Origin of the sequence: Paludibaculum fermentans (genome assembly GCF_015277775.1) — a bacterium.
In the GTDB taxonomy this organism is placed as follows: Bacteria; Acidobacteriota; Terriglobia; order Bryobacterales; family Bryobacteraceae; genus Paludibaculum; species Paludibaculum fermentans.
In genome coordinates this window covers 7683293-7701533 of sequence record NZ_CP063849.1, presented here as the reverse complement: position 1 = coordinate 7701533, position 18241 = coordinate 7683293, and the positions used below count along the sequence as shown (strand labels likewise).

General features: G+C 62.8%; 13 protein-coding genes. 5 read left to right on the top strand and 8 right to left on the bottom strand.

Features of this window, described 5'->3' with window-relative positions:
* Positions 1–30: 30 nt before the first annotated feature.
* A complete protein-coding gene (locus tag IRI77_RS30520; RefSeq protein ID WP_194448736.1) occupies positions 31–540 on the bottom strand; it encodes a hypothetical protein in 510 nt (169 codons plus the stop codon).
* 134 nt (positions 541–674) lie between these two features.
* Complete coding sequence (locus IRI77_RS30515; RefSeq protein WP_194448735.1) at positions 675–2870, bottom strand: patatin-like phospholipase family protein; 2196 nt, start codon at positions 2868–2870, stop codon at positions 675–677.
* Between the two features lie 243 nt (positions 2871–3113).
* On the opposite strand from IRI77_RS30515, the gene IRI77_RS30510 reads away from it, so the two are divergent.
* Positions 3114–3503 (top strand): TraR/DksA family transcriptional regulator, encoded by a 390-nt coding sequence (locus IRI77_RS30510; RefSeq protein WP_194448734.1) that lies wholly within the window; start codon positions 3114–3116, stop codon positions 3501–3503.
* 354 nt (positions 3504–3857) lie between these two features.
* Here the strand turns inward: IRI77_RS30510 and IRI77_RS30505 are convergent, their stop codons facing one another.
* The 4 genes from IRI77_RS30505 to IRI77_RS30490 all read right to left on the bottom strand — a co-directional run bounded on the left by IRI77_RS30505 (position 3858) and on the right by IRI77_RS30490 (position 10235).
* A complete protein-coding gene (locus tag IRI77_RS30505; protein WP_194448733.1) occupies positions 3858–6629 on the bottom strand; it encodes a S8 family serine peptidase in 2772 nt (923 codons plus the stop codon).
* A 293-nt stretch (positions 6630–6922) separates the two neighbouring features.
* Complete coding sequence (locus tag IRI77_RS30500; RefSeq protein ID WP_194448732.1) at positions 6923–8863, bottom strand: tetratricopeptide repeat protein; 1941 nt, start codon at positions 8861–8863, stop codon at positions 6923–6925.
* Positions 8864–9005: 142 nt separating this feature from the next.
* Positions 9006–9395 carry a tetratricopeptide repeat protein gene (locus IRI77_RS30495; protein WP_194448731.1) on the bottom strand — a complete coding sequence of 130 codons (390 nt, stop codon included), beginning with the start codon at positions 9393–9395 and terminating at the stop codon, positions 9006–9008.
* A gap of 99 nt (positions 9396–9494) precedes the next feature.
* Positions 9495–10235: a class I SAM-dependent methyltransferase gene (locus IRI77_RS30490; RefSeq protein ID WP_194448730.1), complete on the bottom strand. Its 741-nt coding sequence runs from the start codon at positions 10233–10235 to the stop codon at positions 9495–9497.
* A 356-nt stretch (positions 10236–10591) separates the two neighbouring features.
* Here IRI77_RS30490 and IRI77_RS30485 point away from each other — a divergent pair, with 356 nt between their 5' ends.
* Positions 10592–10930 carry a P-II family nitrogen regulator gene (locus IRI77_RS30485; protein ID WP_194448729.1) on the top strand — a complete coding sequence of 113 codons (339 nt, stop codon included), beginning with the start codon at positions 10592–10594 and terminating at the stop codon, positions 10928–10930.
* Positions 10931–11191: 261 nt separating this feature from the next.
* Here the strand turns inward: IRI77_RS30485 and IRI77_RS30480 are convergent, their stop codons facing one another.
* Together IRI77_RS30480 and IRI77_RS30475 are read right to left on the bottom strand one after the other, a co-directional pair.
* Positions 11192–12475, bottom strand: coding sequence for an NfeD family protein (locus IRI77_RS30480; protein ID WP_194448728.1), 1284 nt, complete (start codon positions 12473–12475; stop codon positions 11192–11194).
* 95 nt (positions 12476–12570) lie between these two features.
* The gene (locus IRI77_RS30475; protein WP_194448727.1) at positions 12571–13872 is read right to left on the bottom strand and encodes a Gfo/Idh/MocA family protein; all 1302 of its coding nucleotides are present in this window, start codon (positions 13870–13872) and stop codon (positions 12571–12573) included.
* Positions 13873–14291: 419 nt separating this feature from the next.
* Here IRI77_RS30475 and IRI77_RS30470 point away from each other — a divergent pair, with 419 nt between their 5' ends.
* The 3 genes from IRI77_RS30470 to IRI77_RS30460 all read left to right on the top strand — a co-directional run bounded on the left by IRI77_RS30470 (position 14292) and on the right by IRI77_RS30460 (position 18036).
* A complete protein-coding gene (locus tag IRI77_RS30470) occupies positions 14292–15488 on the top strand; it encodes a Gfo/Idh/MocA family protein (protein WP_194448726.1) in 1197 nt (398 codons plus the stop codon).
* A gap of 175 nt (positions 15489–15663) precedes the next feature.
* Positions 15664–16347 (top strand): phytanoyl-CoA dioxygenase family protein, encoded by a 684-nt coding sequence (locus IRI77_RS30465; RefSeq protein WP_228486401.1) that lies wholly within the window; start codon positions 15664–15666, stop codon positions 16345–16347.
* Between the two features lie 549 nt (positions 16348–16896).
* Positions 16897–18036, top strand: coding sequence for an aminotransferase class V-fold PLP-dependent enzyme (locus IRI77_RS30460; protein ID WP_194448724.1), 1140 nt, complete (start codon positions 16897–16899; stop codon positions 18034–18036).
* Positions 18037–18241: the final 205 nt, after the last annotated feature.

Sequence of the window (18241 nt, the reverse complement as noted above, 5' to 3'; positions counted from 1 at the left end):
AGTGGATTGCCGGAGGCGAGGACCGGCGCGTCAATCCCAAGGTGAAGAATTGGATTTGCCGTGCGAGGAGATACCGGATCGCCCAGCCCATTCCTTCTCTTGCGGAGCGCGCTCGAGGTGGAGCCAGTGGAGCAGGCCTCCGATGACAGCCATATTGCTGAGCAGGCTGGCGATGGGACTGCCAGCGGCGTCGGGCGTGAAGAAACGGGGCAGAATGCAAAAGATGCTGCCGAGAGTGAGATAGGCGATGAGGGCGGCCAGGGCCCAGTGAGTCTTGCGGCCCAGGACGAGCATGGCGGCGGCAGTCATTTGGACGACACCGCCCAGGGCCAGGGTATGGGCATCGGAGTCCCAGTTGGCCTTCGGCGAGACCTCGATCACAAAGCCGGTGGCGCTGAGCGTCTCCGCCAGCCCTGAGATGAAGAACGATGCGGCGATGAGGATCCTGGCCCAGGCGCGGAGGCTCATGGCGTCCCTGGGGTTCGGAGCCCGTGCGCGGCGAAAGTACGGCAACGGCGGCAGGAGTCCGTGCGTTGACACGGCAGAGGGAGGCAATTCTGCCCGTCTATCCTGCTGGATTGATTGGTTGTCGTGCTGCCCACCTCCTGCCGTCCGCTGCCGGTTCGCCCGGCCCATTGAGCCACCTGGGCGTTTGCCCTGACTGCCCAGCGCTGCTAGAAGAAGAACCGGCCGATGCTGATGAAGATCTTTCTCTCTCCGCGCTCGCCCACACTGCCGCCGAGGAAGACCACCCCAACGGGCGTTTCGCGGATGAGCCCGACGACACCGTCGTTGAATGGCCGCAGCGGATCACCGGCGCTGAACGCGTTGCCTGTTTCGTAGCCCAGCATGGCGCGAAAACCCCGCAGAAGCGGCACTTTCTGGTCAGCGAGCGAGCGCATCACGTAGAAGCCGTTGTAGTAGTAGTGGTTGCCGATGAGCTGGTAGTGAGCCAGGGCGGCGAGGCGGGTTGGTCCGCCCAAGGTAAAGGGCGGGAAGCCCTGCATGTTGCTGACGGTCGTCCCTCCGCTAGCGGATTCGACGATGGAATACGAATCGCCGAACTGCCGGGCGTAGGCGATTCTCGACTCGAGAATGGGAAACTGCTTGCGCGCGCCGGGCCAGCGGTCGGCCCACTGCCCGTCGAAGGTGAAGTAGATGCCGCGAGTGGGTACGATGTGGTCCACATGGTCGTAAGCAAAGCGGGCATGCGCCGCACGGACCTGGCCGCTGAGCGGCTGGGCACCGGAGGTTCCGCTGGTGACATAGGTGTGCAGGGAACTGACTTTGTAGCCCACGCGAATTTCCGAGAAACGCCCGGGCGAGTATCCGAGATCCAACGTCCCACCGGTCTCCCTGACCTTGTACGAATACAGCGACGTGCTGCCGTGATTGTAAAATTCCTGAGATCTCTGGGACAGGAACCCGCCCGGAGCCAGGAAGAGACGTGTCTGCTTCAGGCGGGCATAGTATTCGGTGGCTACCCGGTTGTCGGTGCCCAGGCTGAAGTCGGTGCGCCATTCCGAATCGGGGATGAGCAGGTCCATGATGGTCAGGCGCCCCGCGATGCCAAGCTTGAGGCCCTCTGAGTTCGACCCGGAGACGAAAACGCCGGTGTTGAGGAACGGGGGGCCGTAGTTTTTGGGGTGGACGCGGACCTGAATCCCTTCACGGCCATCCCGCTGCAGGAAGCCGTAGTCCGCCGACTTGTAGCGGCCGAGGCCGGTGATCTCGGTGAGCTGATCCTCCAGTTTCGGCTGAGTGAGCGGGACGCCGAGTTCTCCGCTGAGGCTGGTTGGGAGGCGCTCGTTTTTGATACCTACCATGCCTTGCACCTCAAGGAACTGCGGTTGAATCCACTCTGGCCGGCGGCGGCCGGCGCGATCGGCCTTGAGCGCGGCCCACTCGGATTCGTTCACGGCGAGGGTTTGGAGGAAGCGCGCCTTGCGGCCGGCCTCTTCATAGCCACGATCGGCCAAGCCCGTGCTTTCGCTGTAGCTGCTGCCGACGAAGCCTGACAGGTCCGGGAGGAGGATGAGGTCAGCCTTGCCGAGGTTCTTCATGTTCCGCTTCTCGTTGGCGGAAACCATGATGCCGAGAGACCGCCGCACGGCGGAGAGGAGATTGTCGTAGCCGCCGTCGGTTTCGGAAGTATCGAGGCCGACGGCGATGACCACGTCGGCGCCCATGGCCCGGACCACATCGACGGGCAGGTTATTCAAAACGCCGCCGTCGACCAACACTTGATTGCCGAGGCGAAGCGGAGCGAAGACGCCAGGGATCGACATGGTGGCGCGGAGAGCGTCGAAGAGTGACCCGTTGGAGAAGACGACCTCCTCGCCGCGGACCAGGTCAGTCGCCACGCAGCGCAAGGGGATGGGTAGCTGATCGAAGTTTTTCAAATGCTCGTAGGGGGCAGTGGCGCGGCTGATGACCAACCCGACGCCATGGCCCGGGGAGAGGCCCATGGGCAGTTTGAAGCCGCCCTTGAGTCCGACTTCGATGGCCGTGGGGAACTGCCGGCGGTCTTCCTTGCGGCGGAACGAGAGGCTCTGAAAAGGCGTGTTCACGCGCAGAGTGGCGGGCCAATCGATGGCATCGACAAAGGCGGTCATTTCCTGGGGGCTGCGGCCGGTCGCGTAGAGAGCGCCCATGAGGGCGCCCATGCTCGTTCCGGCGATGTAGTCGACCGGGATGTGATGTTCATCGAGCCAGCGGATGACGCCCACGTGGACAAGGCCGTTCGCGGAACCGCCGGCGAGCACGAGGCCCACGCGGGGGCGGCGAGCGGCCTGGGGGGCCTGCTGTGGGCAAGCCGGGCCCGCCAGCATCAGTAGGGCCGCGGGCAGGATAAAGAAAGTCGCTTTCACCTATCTCCTAAGGGCACTGGACGCCGCGCCAGTTGAGACGGGCGAAACCCGTTCATGGCCGGCCGGAGACCGGCGGCCTGGCTGCGAGTAGCCGAAGCCTGGATAGAGCATGCCGAGGGCCGAACTTCGAGCCGGAGGGAGGAACTCCGAGAAGGAAGAAGCGGAGAATCCGGCACAGAACACCCGGATTGGACCGGAGCGTGCTTGGAGAAGGCACAGCAGAGAGGCGGCAAGGAGACGACGATGAAAAAAACAAAGAGCGTAGCAAGCGAGTTAAAGGTCATCCTGGAGCAGAAAGAATCCGAACTCCTTCATGAATTAAAGGTGCGTGATGGGATTGCCATCGAGAAGAGCGCGGACCATATGGATGAGATCCAATACGCCTCGGAGCGCGATCTGGCAATTCTGAACGCGCACCGGGAGTCGAAGGTGCTGCGGGAGGTGAAGGCGGCCATCCGGCGGGTGCAGGACGGCACCATCGGCATCTGCATTGAGTGCGACCAGGAGATCAATCCGAAACGCCTGGCCGTTGTACCCTGGGCCTCGCGCTGTGTCCACTGCCAGGACGTGGCTGATCGGGCAGCGAGAGAAGGCGTGGAGTTTCTGAGCGACGATCTTGCCATGGCCGGGTGAGCGGTGGAAACGGCAGATCGGAGCAGCCGAATCGAAGGCGCGTTTCGAGAGCGCCGGGATGGTTTCGGAACAGCAGCGGACGATCCGCCATTCAACGACTTTCGGAATCAAAGTACCCAGGCAGCGATTCCCTTGGTTCACTCCCCCGGCGATGCCGGCCCTGACTTCATTCCTGACGAATCCGGGTCACCTGACCACATATGGTCGATGTCTGTTCTCCTCCCATTTGCGCTAAATGACCGGCGCAGCTATCTGACAATTGCCCAGTCGAGCCGGGCCGGCGGGATGCTCGCCGGACTCATTCAGGTTGAAGTTTGCCCCACCGGATATATCCATGCGTTCGGCGCTTGGGCGTCACTTGGCGACGGGCGGACAGCCCATGACCTGCAGTTGATAGTTCCCGGTTATGAACGGCGCAAAGGAGGTCACCTCAATACGCCACGTACCGCCCAGCGGAAGTGTTTCGGTGATGCGGGAACCAGTGCCCGCCGCATCGTCGTCGTTGGTTGCCAGGATACCGCCCGTGGGTGAGATGAGGTAGACGAAGCTGTCGAAATCGGCCTCGGAGACAGAGATGTCGAGCCGCTGGCCGGCGAAGGCCTGGAGCGCATAGGCCTGGGTACGATAGAGGGCGCCGCGCCTGCCGTCGGCGGACGAGGAGTCGGTCAACTGGCCTGGCGCGGTGAAAGGACAGCCGGTGATCTGGCGGGGGAAAACGTCAGCAGGCGGAGGGTCCTGTGGTCCTCCGAATTCGACCTTCATGACGAAGGTTCCTTCGTGCAGGGCGTAAGAGGTCGCAACGATGGTGTAGGTTCCGGAGTAAGGCAGGGTGAGCCTGCCGGTGGGACCGGGAATCCTCGAATCTGTTTTGCCGATGCTGTCATCATCGTAGGCGACGACGTTCAAATTGGGCCCTAGCAGTTCGAGATAGGTGTCGAAGTCAGCCGATTCCATCTGGATGGATACGGTCTGGCCGGCCTTCGCATCGAAGGTGAAAAGCTTGGCGTGGCTGCCGTAGTAAATGCAATCCATAATGCCCAGGTATTTCCGTACCTCGAGCGAGGAAGGCAGAGTCTCAACGATACAAGGACCGGACTGGTTGATGCGCAGTTCCTTCCCCGCCAGGCGCAACATGGTGGAGCGGGACCCGCTGGTCTGATTGGGATCGAGGCGCATCTTCACGACTGAACTGCCGCGTAGAGGGCCAGGAACCGAGGTCTGGACCCAGCCTGACGGGTTCTCGATTTCACCAGGAGGGCATTGATTGGATTGCGTGAGTACCACGGGCAGGGTGCCGCCGGTTTCCGCGGCAGTGAGCACGGAATTGTCGATTGTAATGGTGCAGGGAGGAACGGGCACGGACTCGAAGGTCCAGGTGAGCGCGTATTCCTGCTCGGCTCCGCCCATGCGGAAGGCGGACACCACGGCAGTGAAATCGCCCGCGGGCGGATTCTGAATCACCACCTGCTCGACGTTATCCCGGCGGTTCACGGCGGGCTGTGCATCGGCGGCTGGATTTCTGGGATTCAGGGTCAGGGGCAGTGCGACGGGGTCGCCAGCATGCGAGAGGGAGAGGTCAAGGTCGTTCACGAGACTGGTGGAGGACTCCGGCGAACCGGGGGCATCAGACCAGACCAGCATGACCCTGAGTGTGCCCGCACCGCCCGGCACGGTGATGGTGTGATTGGCGCTGCCGCTGGAGATCCTATTGACGAGGTAGCGATTCTCGTCGACGGCGGCGATGGCGGCAGGGGCATTGGGGATGCCGTAGCCAAAGACGTAGTCGGGACCCGGGTTCCCGACGTCGCGAGCACTGTTAAGGAGGATCGCCTTGAGCAGGGAGGCCTTGGGCTGGGAATCGCCCTGGCGGGCCTGGAGCCGCTCCACCAGGAGGGCGAGCATGCCGGAGATGGCTGGGGCCGCCATGGAAGTGCCGCTCGCCGTCAGGGATCCACCGACAGCGAGGCTGCGTACATCGACACCCAGGGCGGTCACGTCCGGCTTGAGGCGGCCGTCGCGCGTGGGCCCGAAACCACTGAACGTGCTGATGTCGGACTGGCGGCTGGCCGCCGCGACGGCAATGGCGTTTTTGGCGGACGCGGGGATACCTGCGGAGTAGTAGCCGGCGCGGGCGGAGAGGGCACACTCGCCGGAGTCGCGAGGGTTGCCCATGGCAAAGACCACACTGAGGTTCTGATTCACCGTCAGCGCATCGACCAGCCGTTCTTCCTGCGTGTACTCTCCATACATTTCGCAGTTGCCAAGACTCTCGTAGATGGCTTCGCCCCAGGAGTTCTGGGAGATCTGGACGCCGGAGGATGCGACGGCCAGCCGCATCTTCTCAAAGACGTCCCCATAAAATGTGCCGCTGAACAGGAGAGCGCCGGGTGCGATGCCCCTGAGCGCCTGCTCGGTTGAGCCGTCGCCGGCGAGGGTCCCGGCGACATGCGTGGCATGTGCGTCGCTGAAAGGCTGTTCCAGGAATTTCAGCCTGCCGGTGAAATCGGGCAGCGAGGCGACGGTGCCGCCGTCCCACATTCCGACTTTTACGCCTTTACCGGTCACGCTGCCTGAGCCGGTATTCACTTTGTCGGCTTCCATAAGTTGCGCGGACCAGAAGTTGTCGAACTGTACTGGAGCGGGGGGTGTGGGCTGGATGTGGCGGACAAAATCGAGGGCGGCGAGTTGACTCAGTTCGTCCCGGGCGATGCGCAATGTGATCCGGTGCTGCCAGGCGGACTCTCCGAGGACGCCCCAACCCTGGCTGCGCGCCTGGCTGAGCGCGTCGTCCACCGATACGTCGGGAAAGAGAAGAACGGCGACGTCGACGGCGGGGCGGCCCTGCCATTCAGCGCTCGCCCATTTGGCACTGGCGGGGCCGCTCAAGTAGCTGGAGATCTTGTCTGCCGGGGTGAGGTCGTAGATGGCGATGCCGTCGAGAGCCGGGCGGGTTCCAGCCGTTGCAGCGACGCCGCGCGCGTCGAGCGCAGCGTAGTAGCGGGTACCGTCAATCCAATCCTGAATTTCGATGCCGGAGGCGCGCAGCGCCGCACGCGTCAACGCAGTGGCCGCCGATGCGAGTTCGACGACGACGTGGGCCGGCGAGCTTTTTGTTTGTGCGGCCAAACGCTGCCAATCGGGCGGGGTCCTGGCGACAGAGGCCGTTTCGCGAAGCGGAATAGCCGGGAGATTGGCAGTCTGTGCGACGGCACAAGGCGTGATCACGCACAAAATCAGTATGAATTGCTTCCACCACATGGGGAAAGTCTATCGGAAATGCCAATAGCGATGTTTTGCGTATCAAATCGTGCGTGGTCTTTTGGCGTGGATATTCCGAAACGGATGAGGGCAGCGGCGGCAGGTTTCGGGGGCGCCTGGCGGCCCACGCCGGGAATGAATCTGATCTTGCGGGCGAGACGTCAGTTCTGGTTCTTTTTCCGGCCGAACGGGCTGACGCGGCGCCGCTCCTGCGGATTGGGTTGATTAGGGTTGCGGATGCTTTCGAGCACCTGTTCGAGTTCCCGTCTCACGGCTGGTGAGGGCTTGGCGTTGACGGCTTTGTTGTAGTAGTCGAGAGCGGTGCGCATATCCTTATCCGCGACGGCCAGCCGGGCCATTTCCAGATAGGCCTCGGCGATGGCTCCGGTGGCGACACCGTTATTGAAGTCGCGTTCGAGATCGGAAGGGGCAGAGGCGCCAGCGGAGCGAGCGATGTCGACACCGGCAGGCTGACCCCAGAGCGCAGCCTGTTCGAATTCGGCGCGGGCCGTTGTTGCGTCGCCGGAGGCGGCGAGGGCACGCCCATAGGCGACGTGCGCGGTGGCGGCCACGGTTGCCGCGTTGGGCGCCCAGCGATAGAGGCCGGCATGATCGCGGCCGGGCGTGGACTCGATGGCTGGATCGGGGAGGAGGTAGCGCCAGACGAGCATGGAGCGGTCCCCGATGTTGATTCGCTGGGCGTGCAGAGCCGCGCCTTTCGCCAGGTCCAGGATGGCGGCCGGATCGTTCGCCGCGCCGATGGCACGGTGGCGGAGAGCGAGTACCAGTCCGAGAGAGGTGGGCGAGCGGGAGACTCCGGCGGAGACGGAGGATTCGTCGTAGGAAAGGCGGGCTTCTTCGAGAGCGAGAGCGGTGAACCAGGCAACGGACGCGTCCGCTTTGCGGCCCTGCCGTTCCAGGGCGACGGCACGGTAGGCGGGGATGCGGGCGTCGGTGGGATCGAGGCGGACAGCGTCGTTGAGGGCTGCATCCATGGCCGCCCAATCGGAGCGGAGGATGGCGCGCCAAGCTTTGCGCAGCTTGGGGCCGGCTGTGGATTCGAAGAGATTGAAGGCGGAGGACTGCGCGTCGTCTTCCAGGTCCAGATCGCGGGTTCGTTTGGCGAGGCGAACGAGTGCTTCGTACAGCGCCAGCGAATGAGGAAAGCGGGCCAGCCCCTGCTGAAGCACGGCGCGGGCCTCGTCGAAGCGCTTATTCACGGAATGCGCCTCGGCCTGGAGGGCGAAGCCCTCTGGTGTACCGGCGGAGGCGCGGATCGCGGCCTCCAGCGCGGCGCGGGCGCCAGCCCGCAACTCCTGAGCAGCACCCTCCAGAGCGGCAGCCCGGCCCTGGTCGTAAGCGGACGGATTGCGATAGGTGGTCTCGGTGACGCGGGTGTCGCCTTCGTCGTAGGTGCGGATGCCCTCGATGGTGGGGGTTCGAAGAGCCGTGGCTTTGTCGAGCGCGTCGATGTTGGCGCTCCAGAGATACTCGCTGCGCAGGCGCAGGGCTTCCGGATTGGTGGGGGCGAGGCGGAAGGCCCGTTCGACCAGCGGCTTGCCCTCCTCAAAGCGGCCGAGCCGATCGAGAATGATGGCCTTCATCAGCAGGGCGCGGATGTGATTGGGGTTGGCGGCCAGTGCCTGATCGACGACAGCCAGCGCGCGTGACAGTTCGCGGCCGGGGTTCATGCCGATGCGCAGGGCCTCGATGACAGGGCGAGGCTCGACGGAGTAGGCGCGGCGGTTGAGATCGGCCTCGGTGACGAGGAAACGTGCATAGTTAGCGCGGGTATCGGCGGAGGCGGATTGCGAGCGCAGGGCGGCCTCGAAGGCGGCGCGATCTGAGGTGTATTTCTCTTCGTAGACCAGGCGTTGCGCGGTGAAGGCGGCGAGGACATTCCTGGCGCGCGGGATGAGCTGGCTGAGTGGTTGGCCGGACCGGACCGCGGTCTCCAGTGCCGCCAGGTGGCTTTCCGCGGTGCCGGTGACGCGGTTTGCGGCCAGGTCGGCTTCAATGCGCGGGCGGAGTTGCGCCGTGGCGGCGGCGTCGGATCGGGCCGCGGCATCGAGATCGGCCGACGTGCGGGCGGCATCGCCCATGCGGGCGGCGCACCAGGCGCGGCGGAGCAGAGCCGGCGCGCTGGAGGGCTGATCGTTGAGCAGAAGAGTGGAGTAGCGCCGGGCGGAGATGTAGCGGCCGATGGTGAGATTGAGCTTGCCGAATTCGTTCAGCCAGGCAGGGTCAGGAGGACTGATCGGCCGGCAGCATGCCCTCCAGGCGTAGCGGCATGCCAGGGCGGCGGATGCCGTAGGCGTGTGCCTCGGTGACGATGCCGGACATGCGTTCGCAGGCGTAGAGCCAGAGGGTGGCCTCGTCGAGGCGCTTGATCTGGACGGCGCGCTGCAGCGGCTCGATCGCCTCCTCGAAGCGGCCGGAGAGGGTCAAGGCCACGCCCAAGGTGAGGAGGGCGCGGGCATCGGAACCGGCGCGAACTCCAGCCTGTTCCAAAATTCGGGCCGATTCCGCGAAATTGCCGGCATCGAGACGATTGAGGCTATCGATGAGCCCGTTGTTTTGACCAGGCAGCGGAACAGCGAGACACACTACGAGCCCGAGGAGAAGGTGCCGCATTATTGAGTAGTACCACAGCAGACCGCGGGCGCCGGATCCGGGAGCGGGACGGGCTCTCCTCTCGCGGGATGATATGCGGATTCCGCCGGCGGTGCTGAGCTAGTTTCCGGCCCGGTTGTCGACCACGATGGTGCGGATGACCGAATCGTGGCAACAAGGGAGCTCGAGGAGTACCGAGCATTTCAGGGAAAAGGGCGGCTGATCCAGATAGACACCGGAGCCGGCGACCAGGCGGGGGTTTGGGCCGTGAAGCTGGTCGAGATTGGGGCAAGGGCAATAGCCGACGGGGAGGTGCTCCGTCACGATGATGAACGGGTAGTCCGCGCACTGCCTGAGAACCATGGCGATCTCCCGATTCGACAGATGTTGCAGGACCTGCCGGATGAGTGCCGCGCCGGCCGGGGGCAGTGAAGAGGTGGTGAGGTCCAGACAATGGAAGGAGACGCCCGGACGGGCTTCGGTTGCGCTGAGATGCGCAATGAGTTCCGGGACGCAATCGACGCCGTGATACTGATCCACGAGGGCGGACACGCGACGCCCTACGCGGAAGTCGCCGCAGCCCAGGTCCGTCACAGTGTGAATCCCGTGCCGCTCAAGGAAGCGTTGGAGGGCGTCGGCGTAGGGGATGGCGAATTCATCCTCAGATCCTGTGCCGGAGTAGAAGTCCTGGCCGGGGGCACGCCCCCAGACCTGCTCGCGATAAATCGTCGTAAACGTTTCGAGCAGAGTCAGATGGCCGAAACGCTCCTGTGCATCGGGGGGACACTGAGGTGCCCGGTACCAGCGGGCAAAGGATTCCGGCAGCAGGGGGAGGATGGTCTCTTTCAGTTTTTGTCGCAAGATCCCGCAGAATACCAAACCTGGTGGCACGGCCGCAGTCGGCCGGCTGGGGGAAGAAAGCAAGAATTGCCGGCGATGAGCGCAAGGAAGGGCTTCCGGCGACTCTGCCGAGTGTTTCCGATTCGCGGCAGCCAGTAGGAATGAGCGAGCAGGGTGGTTCGCTACACTGGGAATTCCGAGTGGATTGCGCGGGCGATGGCCGGGTACTGGGGTTGGGCCGGAGCCGTTCTTCACTCCACTCGACGACCGGACATGGCCGTTGGGTATGCCTGCGTGGAAGGGCCAGGCCGCCTTTCCGGGCGGCTGCACACTTGGATTGAGTTCTATCGGGCAGTTTCATTTCAGCGGAGGGGCGATTGAAGAAGATCGAGGCGGTTATCCAACCATTCAAGCTGGACGAAGTGAAACAGGGTCTCGAGGACGCCGGCGTGGGCGGGATGACGGTTCTCGAAGTGCGAGGCCGAGGATCGCGGGAAGAGGCCGCACTGCTGTACCGCGGCGCCGAAAGCGAGGCCTGGCCCACAGCCAAGCTGAAGATCGAAGTTGTCGTTGGCGACCGTGAACTGCAGGAAGTGCTGGCAGCCATCCGGCAGGCGGCGTGGACCGGCCGATCAGGCGACGGAATGATCTTCGTGTCGGAGGTTGTGGAGGCGATCCGAATCCGCAACGACCAAAGAGACGAAGCGGCTGTTTGACTAGCGGACTGCGCGGGCCGGGGCGCCGGCAGTTTGTGCTTAGTGTTCCACTTCTACCATGGAAACCTTGATGCCCCAGGAGGTGGTGTTCCCGCCGAGGATGGCCTGAAGGGGGGCGCCGAGTTTGTCCCGCGCCGACAGCAATTCGTGGAGATGCGTCTCTTCAAGATCGCTGCGCTGGGAGATGTCGAACGTGCGGTGAATTGGCGCGAAGACGAGGAAGAGGAGCGAGGTGAATGAGATGGAAATGTATCGAACCGGTCAGTCTCCAGGTGGTTGAGCTTCGACGTCCAGGGTGAGGCCGTCGATGGAAGTGATGCGAACGGAGGCGCCGGCGGGCAGCGGTTCCGTTGAACGGGCTCGCCAGATTTCGCCATGGAAGAGAATCTGCCCCTCGGGCTGAAGGGGGCTGAGCGTGACCGCACGAGCACCGAGGTAGGTTTCGCGACCCGTGGCGGGCGCCGACAACCTGGCGCGCACAGCAATGGCTACGAGGAACGCGGTGATGGCGGTAAAGGGAAGAACCAGGGCAAGCGCGGTGGAGAGGTGAACGCGCAGTTCGGGCAGGGGGCTGTCGACCAGCAGCAGAGCGCCGAAGACCATGGCCACGGCTCCTCCAGCACCGAGAACTCCGTGGGTCGGGAACTTCAATTCGAGACCGAAGAAGGCAACGGCGAGGAGCAGGAGTGCCGCACCGGACCAACTTAACGGCAGCACGGAAAGGGAGAAGAGTCCCGTGAGGAGCATGAGGGCGCCGGCCACGCCGGGCAGGAACAACCCTGGGGTACTGAACTCGATATACAGGCAGAGAGCACCCAGCAGGGTGAGGGCCAGGGCGATGTTCGGGTCGGAGAGGGCCAGTTGGATTCGTTGGCGCACGGAACTCTGGTAGGGGATCAATTCGGCATCGTGCAGGTCAAGCGTGAGGGTCGACATATCGAACCGCCGGATGGGGCGCGTCGCGAGTTGCGTGAGAAGGTCCCGGTCATTGCGGGCAATGAAGTCGATGAGGTGGCCGCTCAGTGCCTCCTGGTCTGTAAACGAGACGGACTCGAGCACTGCTTTCTGAGCCAGAGCGGAGTTCCGGCCGCGCCGATCAGTGAGCGTGCGCAGGGCGGCCGCCGTGTCGTTCTCAAGCTTCTTTTTCATGACCTCATCGGGTGTCCCTACCAGAGAGATGGGATGGGCGGCTCCGGTGTGTGTACCTGGCGCCATCACTGCGATGTCGGCAGCCTGCAGAATGAGGAAGCCCGCGGAGGCGGCGCGGCCCCCACCAGGCGAAACATAGACGGCCACCGGAATAGTCGAGGAGATGATGAGTTCGGTGATGGAACGGGTCGCCTCGAGATAGCCGCCGGGTGTGTTCAGGCGGAGGAGCAGCAGGGAGCAATGCCGATTCCGGGCCTCGATCAGCGAACGGTCGATGAGATCGACCGTGACCGGATGGACCACCGAATCCACGTCGAGGGTGACGACGCAGGAGGCGTCCGCCGGGCGGACCGCCGAGAGGAGCAAGAGAGCGGCGAGCGGGAGAGTTGATGACATTCTGTACCTCCCTGCCCCGAGTCTAGGACCTTAAGAGACGGGTGGGAAGGGGCAAATTAAGCGGCGGCCCGACCGACGCTCCGGCTCGAAGGGACTCAGACCAGTTCAGGCACGATGAAAGGCGCCCGGTACTGGCGGCGGAACAGGGCGGTGGCTTCTTTATCGCCCGGGCAGGTCCAGGTCTGCGGGTCGAAGGTGACGGAACGGTTGACGCGATAAGAAATGTTGGCCAGATGGACGAGAGTGGTAGAGATGGCCCCTTCTTCGATGGGTGCGTTCAGGTCGGACTGCTTGCGGCTTCGCACGGCGTCGATGAAATTACTCCAGTTATCGCCCTGGTCGCGACCGGAGGGGCCGGGCGTGCGTTCTTTCCCCAGGTGCGATTCGTAGCGGCCGTGGTCCTCATCCCATACGGAGAGATAGCCCTTACTGCCATAGAAGACGGCGCCCACGGTGTTGGTTGAGCCAGGCTCGTCTTCCCCGATTCCGGCTTCGTGGTTGCTGATCCAGTGGCGGACTTCGAAGACGAGCAGTTTCTTGTGGCCGCCCTCATTGAATTCGAAGGTGGCGTTTAAGGTGTTCGGAGTCTCCTGATCGTCGTCGAACATAAAGTGCCCGCCGGCGGCGGTTATGCGCGTGGGGTATTTGACACCCAGCCCCCAACGGGCCACGTCGAGTTGATGGATGCCCTGATTGCCGAGGTCGCCGTTGCCGTAGTCCCAGAACCAGTGCCAGTTATAGTGAAACCGATTGCGAGTGAACGCGTGCTGCGGAGCCGGCCCCTGCCAGAGGTCGTAATGGACACCCGCCGGAACGGGTTCCACCGGCGCGTGTCCGATGGTGTCACGGCGCTTGAAGCACAGCCCGCGCGCCATGTAGACATCCCCGATCAAGCCTGTGTGGAGGTGGTTCACCGCTTCGCGGGCGATGCTGGAGCGGCTGTTGGTGCCGTGCTGTACGAGACGCCCGTACTTCTTTGCCGCGGCCATAATCTGGCGCGCTTCGAACATGTCGTGGGAACAGGGCTTCTCCACATAGACGTCCTTGCCCGCCTGGCAACCCCAGATCGTCTGGAGAGTGTGGTGGTGATTGGGGGTGGCGATGGAGATCGCATCGATGCTCTTGTCTTCGAGGAGCTTGCGAATGTCGTTGTAGGCCTGTGGGCGCTTGCGCCCCATCTTCTCGACTTCCCCCAGGCGTCCATTGAGGATGTTGTCGTCGACATCGCAGAGGGCAACGAGGTCGACATCCTGCCGCTGGGCGTACTTGCGGACGTGCACCCAACCCTGGCTGCGGACCCCGACGCAAGCGACCCGGACCTTGTCGCTGGGCGCGGCGGCCAGACGGCGGCCGGCGACTGCCACCAGCGGCGCCATGAAGAAATAGCGACGATTCATTGATTCCCCCTTACCGGCCAGAGCGTAGTGGTTTGCGATCGATTGTTGAAACCAGATGCGACGGTGCGGATGCCTAGACTGGAAATGGAGAACTGCCACGGGCTGCAGAGCAGCCGACGGAGCACGCCGTGCATCCGCTGTCCCGTACTGCAATAGGTGAGGTTCAGTTGAATGGAATCCCGCCTCAGCGCCAGAGTCTGATGCTTCCACCTCATCTTACTCCGCATGGAGAACGGAGCAGCCGAAGCGGATGCTCCAGGGGGGGAGACCAGAATTTGCCGTGTCTATTTGATACGTTCGAAGTGCCGCACGGTGGGGCGGCTGGCTCCGTCTGGAAAAGGAGCAGCGCCCCCCAGAACAGATGAACTAGAGCGGAGCGGACTTCCACGCTTCGCGCAGCCGAGTGAGAGGGCGTTGTCATGTCATCCAGCAGACGAGAGTTTCTTGCGGGCGCAATCAGCGCCGCGCCGATCATTGTTCCCGCCAGCGCCTGGGGCGCGAACGACCGCCTCTCTTACGGGCTCATCGGGACGGGCAACCGGGGTGGCGGGCTGAATCGAGCGTTCCAGAAGATCGGCGCGCAGTGCGCAGCGTTGTGCGATGTGTACCAGCCCTATCTGGACAAGGCGCGCAGTGAATCTCCAGCCGGTGTGAAGGCTTACCGCGACTATGAGGAATTGCTGGCGCAGCCGGGCCTCGATTTCGTGGTTGTGGCTACGCCGGATCACCAGCACTGCCCCATGCTGAAGAAAGTGCTCGCCGCTCGCAAAGACCTCTACCTGGAGAAGCCGCTTTCGCTGACGCTGAGACAGAGTGACGAGATGATCGCGGCCGTACGCAAGACGAAGCAGGTGGTGCAGATCGGCATGCAGAGGCGCAGCATGGGCTTCGTGCGGCAGGCCAAGAAAATGATCGAGGATGGCGTCATCGGCCGTATCTCGATGGTGCAGGCGCGGTGGAACTGGCACTTCGACCTGCCGCTGGACAAGTCCCCGCTGCCTGGTGAGCTGGACTGGACGCGGTTCCTCGGTTCCGCTCCGAAGAGGCCGCTGGACCCGATGCGGTTCCGGTGGTGGCGCGGTTTCTGGGATTACTCGGGCGGGAACATGACGGACCAGGGGACTCACCTGATGGACGTGGTCCAGTGGATGACAAACTCGGGCGCTCCGTTATCGGCGGTGTGCCAGGGGCGGATCACAGAGGCCACCGGCGTCGAGGTCCCCAACGTCTTCAACGCGACCTTTGAGTATCCGGAGTTCCTGGCGACATGGACGTTGGACTACAGGAGCACGTATGACTTCGACTGGTCGATCCGATTTCAGGGCGAAGCGGGGACGCTGATGCTCGATCGCAAAGGGTTGCGGGTGTACCAGGACGCGGGCGCGTCGGCAACGCCCTGGACGCAGAAAGTACCCACTGAGCCGAGCCGGGAATTGAGCGACACAGACCAGCCCGAAGCGCACCAACAGAACTTCCTGGACTGTATTCGAAGCCGGCAGGAACCGAACTGTCCCATTGAGATCGCGGCGGCCGCCGTGGCCGGCCCACACATGGCGAATCTCGCCTTCAAGGAAGAGCGCAAGGTGAAGAGAACCGCGGACGGGAAGGTCATTTAGAGGAAGAGGCCGGGCAAGCACCTGGAGCGCCGCTGCTACCACGGTGCTGCCCCAGTTGGTTCCGGAACGGAGAGGGGAGCAGAGCCGGCACTGACATGCTAACCGGAGCGCACCGCTTATCCTTGTTGTTGTGACCAGGAAGTATCCAGCCAGCCCAGTTGAAATCGCGGCGCACGTGAAGGATCTGGGGTTTGCGATCTGCCCATCCGCGATTGATCCAAGCCTGCTGGCTGCGTTTGAGGGCGCGCTGGCGGACGTGGAAGGAAGTACCAACGTTCGTTCCCGCGGAAGTGTCTATGCGATCCGCAATCTGCTGACGGCCGCTCCGGCCGTCCGCAAGCTGGCCGAGGCGGAACCGCTGATCGCGCTGGCCCGGTCTGTTCTGGGCGATACTGCGCGCCCCGTTCGCGGCCTGTTGTTCGACAAGCGCCCGGAGGCCAACTGGCTGGTGCCCTGGCACCAGGATTTGACGATCTGCGTGAAGGAACGCCGAGAGATTGAGGGGTTCGGCCCATGGAGTGTTAAGGCGGGAGTGGTTCACGTCCAGCCGCCGGCACGCGTCCTGGAAGAGATGGTGGCCCTGAGGATCCACCTGGACGATGCGCCGGCGGACAACGGAGCACTGCGCGTATTGCCTGGAACTCATCTGCTGGGGCGGCTGAGTCCGGCGAAAATCACGACTCTCGCGAAGGAAATTCAAGTGGAGACGTGTGCAAGTCCGCGCGGCAGTGTACTGATCCTAAGGCCGCTGCTGCTGCACGCTTCCTCGGCGTCCGCAAAGCCCGCTCGCCGGAGAGTCATTCACATCGAGTACTCTTCCGGCGCACTCCCCGGCGGCCTTCATTGGCATGAGGACTAACCCAGCCTGCGCCAGTCCGATAGCCTTTCGCGAGAAGCATGGGAAGCTGTAATGACGCCACTTCAGCCTGGATGATTCAGAAACGGGCCTCCCCATCCGCCGTCCTCCTATCTGAATTCACGCACGCTGCGCCATCGACCGGCCAAGCTCGCACCCTAAGCTTCGAGTAGTTCTTTGTATCATTGCCACAATACCAGATCGGCTCTCGGCAATCTTCACCAATTAACCTCTCGTCTTTTACATAATGTACATCTTCCATGTATTGCATTTTCACGCGTTCAACCGGACATGCGCACATAGCTAGCCTCGCCGACCCAGCCGGCCGAATCAACCGCGATACGCTATCATCCTGCATAATTACGAGTACGCACTTAGCTTATAGATCTGTTCAGATTCACGTACCAGCTGGTGCGACACATTGGAGAAGGTTTCTTCCTTTACTTTCACTCAAAGATTCAAACTCCGCGCCACATCACTACTGCTCGCTTTTTGCATTTCGCCGCTAAAGTTCAATCGCAATATAGCCGATCACCAAACACCGAAGGAAGCGTGTCGAGCTATCTCAATAATGCGGCGGAGGGTTGGCCCAAAGCCCCGGGCGTTGCCCAAGCCGTGACTGACGCCCTGACCACTCCCGTCGGTGACATCGACAGGGATGCAGGCTCTGCATCGGGGCTCATACGCGCATGCAGGATGCAGGCAGCAGAGTTGCTCGGCATAACTGACTGCAACCGGATCGTGTTCACCGCGAATGCGACATATGCCCTGAACCTGTCGATTCTGGGCATGAAGCTTGGCAATGGGTCTCTGGTGGCTGTGAGCGCAGCAGCGCACAATTCCGTACTGCGTCCCCTGGAGCGACTGCGGCGCGAAACAGGAATCCGGGTGCGAGTGGTCGCCTGTGATGCCACAGGCGCCGTGCTGGAAGAGGACTACTCATCGATCTTGCGGCTTGAGCCGCGACTGGTGATCCTGAACCACCGCTGCAATGTAACCGGACACGTTGAAGACGTTCCTCGTCTGTTTGCCCAAGCACACTTCGCGGGGGCCCTTACATTGCTGGATGCCTCCCAATCTGTGGGCCATCTGGATTGCAAGGCCAGTGAGCTTCACGCTGACATGATTGCTTTCAATGGAAATAAGGGGCTCCATGGACCCACCGGTGTCGGCGCGCTGTATGTCGCACCTGGATTAGAACTGCACCAGACAGTAGTCGGCGGCACAGGCGCACGAAGCGACCTGGCTGAGCATCCGCCAGAGATGCCCATGCGCCTGGAAGCCGGCACACCTAATCTTGCCGGGCTGGCGGGGTTTAGGGCGGCTCTCGCATGGCATTCGCAGAACAGCGCAGATCACAGGAGTCTGGAGAGCATAAGAGCTGCAGCGCTCCGCAGGGGACTGAAGCAGATTCCAGGAGTCTTTCTCGCAGGCGGGGGCAACGAGAGTGGGGGCATCGTTTCAATGCAGCTCGCAGGATGGCCCGCAGCCGAACTTGGGCATTGTCTACAGCAGAGTTTTGGCCTCACCTGCAGGAGCGGACTCCATTGCGCGCCGTTGATTCACAAGGCGATCGGAACCGCGCCAGAGGGAACGGTCCGGTTCAGCATCTCGGGCTTCACAACGGAAGAGGAGGTTGGGGAGGCACTGGACGCGGTGTCAAGAGTATCCCGATGCACATCGTTGAAGTAGTGAAATTGGAGGATTGTTTTGACGGCAGCGCCGTCTATCGATATCTGCTCGCATCCGCGTGGACCAGGGAGAATATCCTCGCTCTGCGCCATCTCGGGGAAGTTCAGTACTTCTCAAGTTTCCCTCGTCCCTACTTCCGCTTGCGATCAGCACAAGGACTGATTGCACAGGGAGTGGAGGGCGAATCAAGTTGCCGGGCCACGTT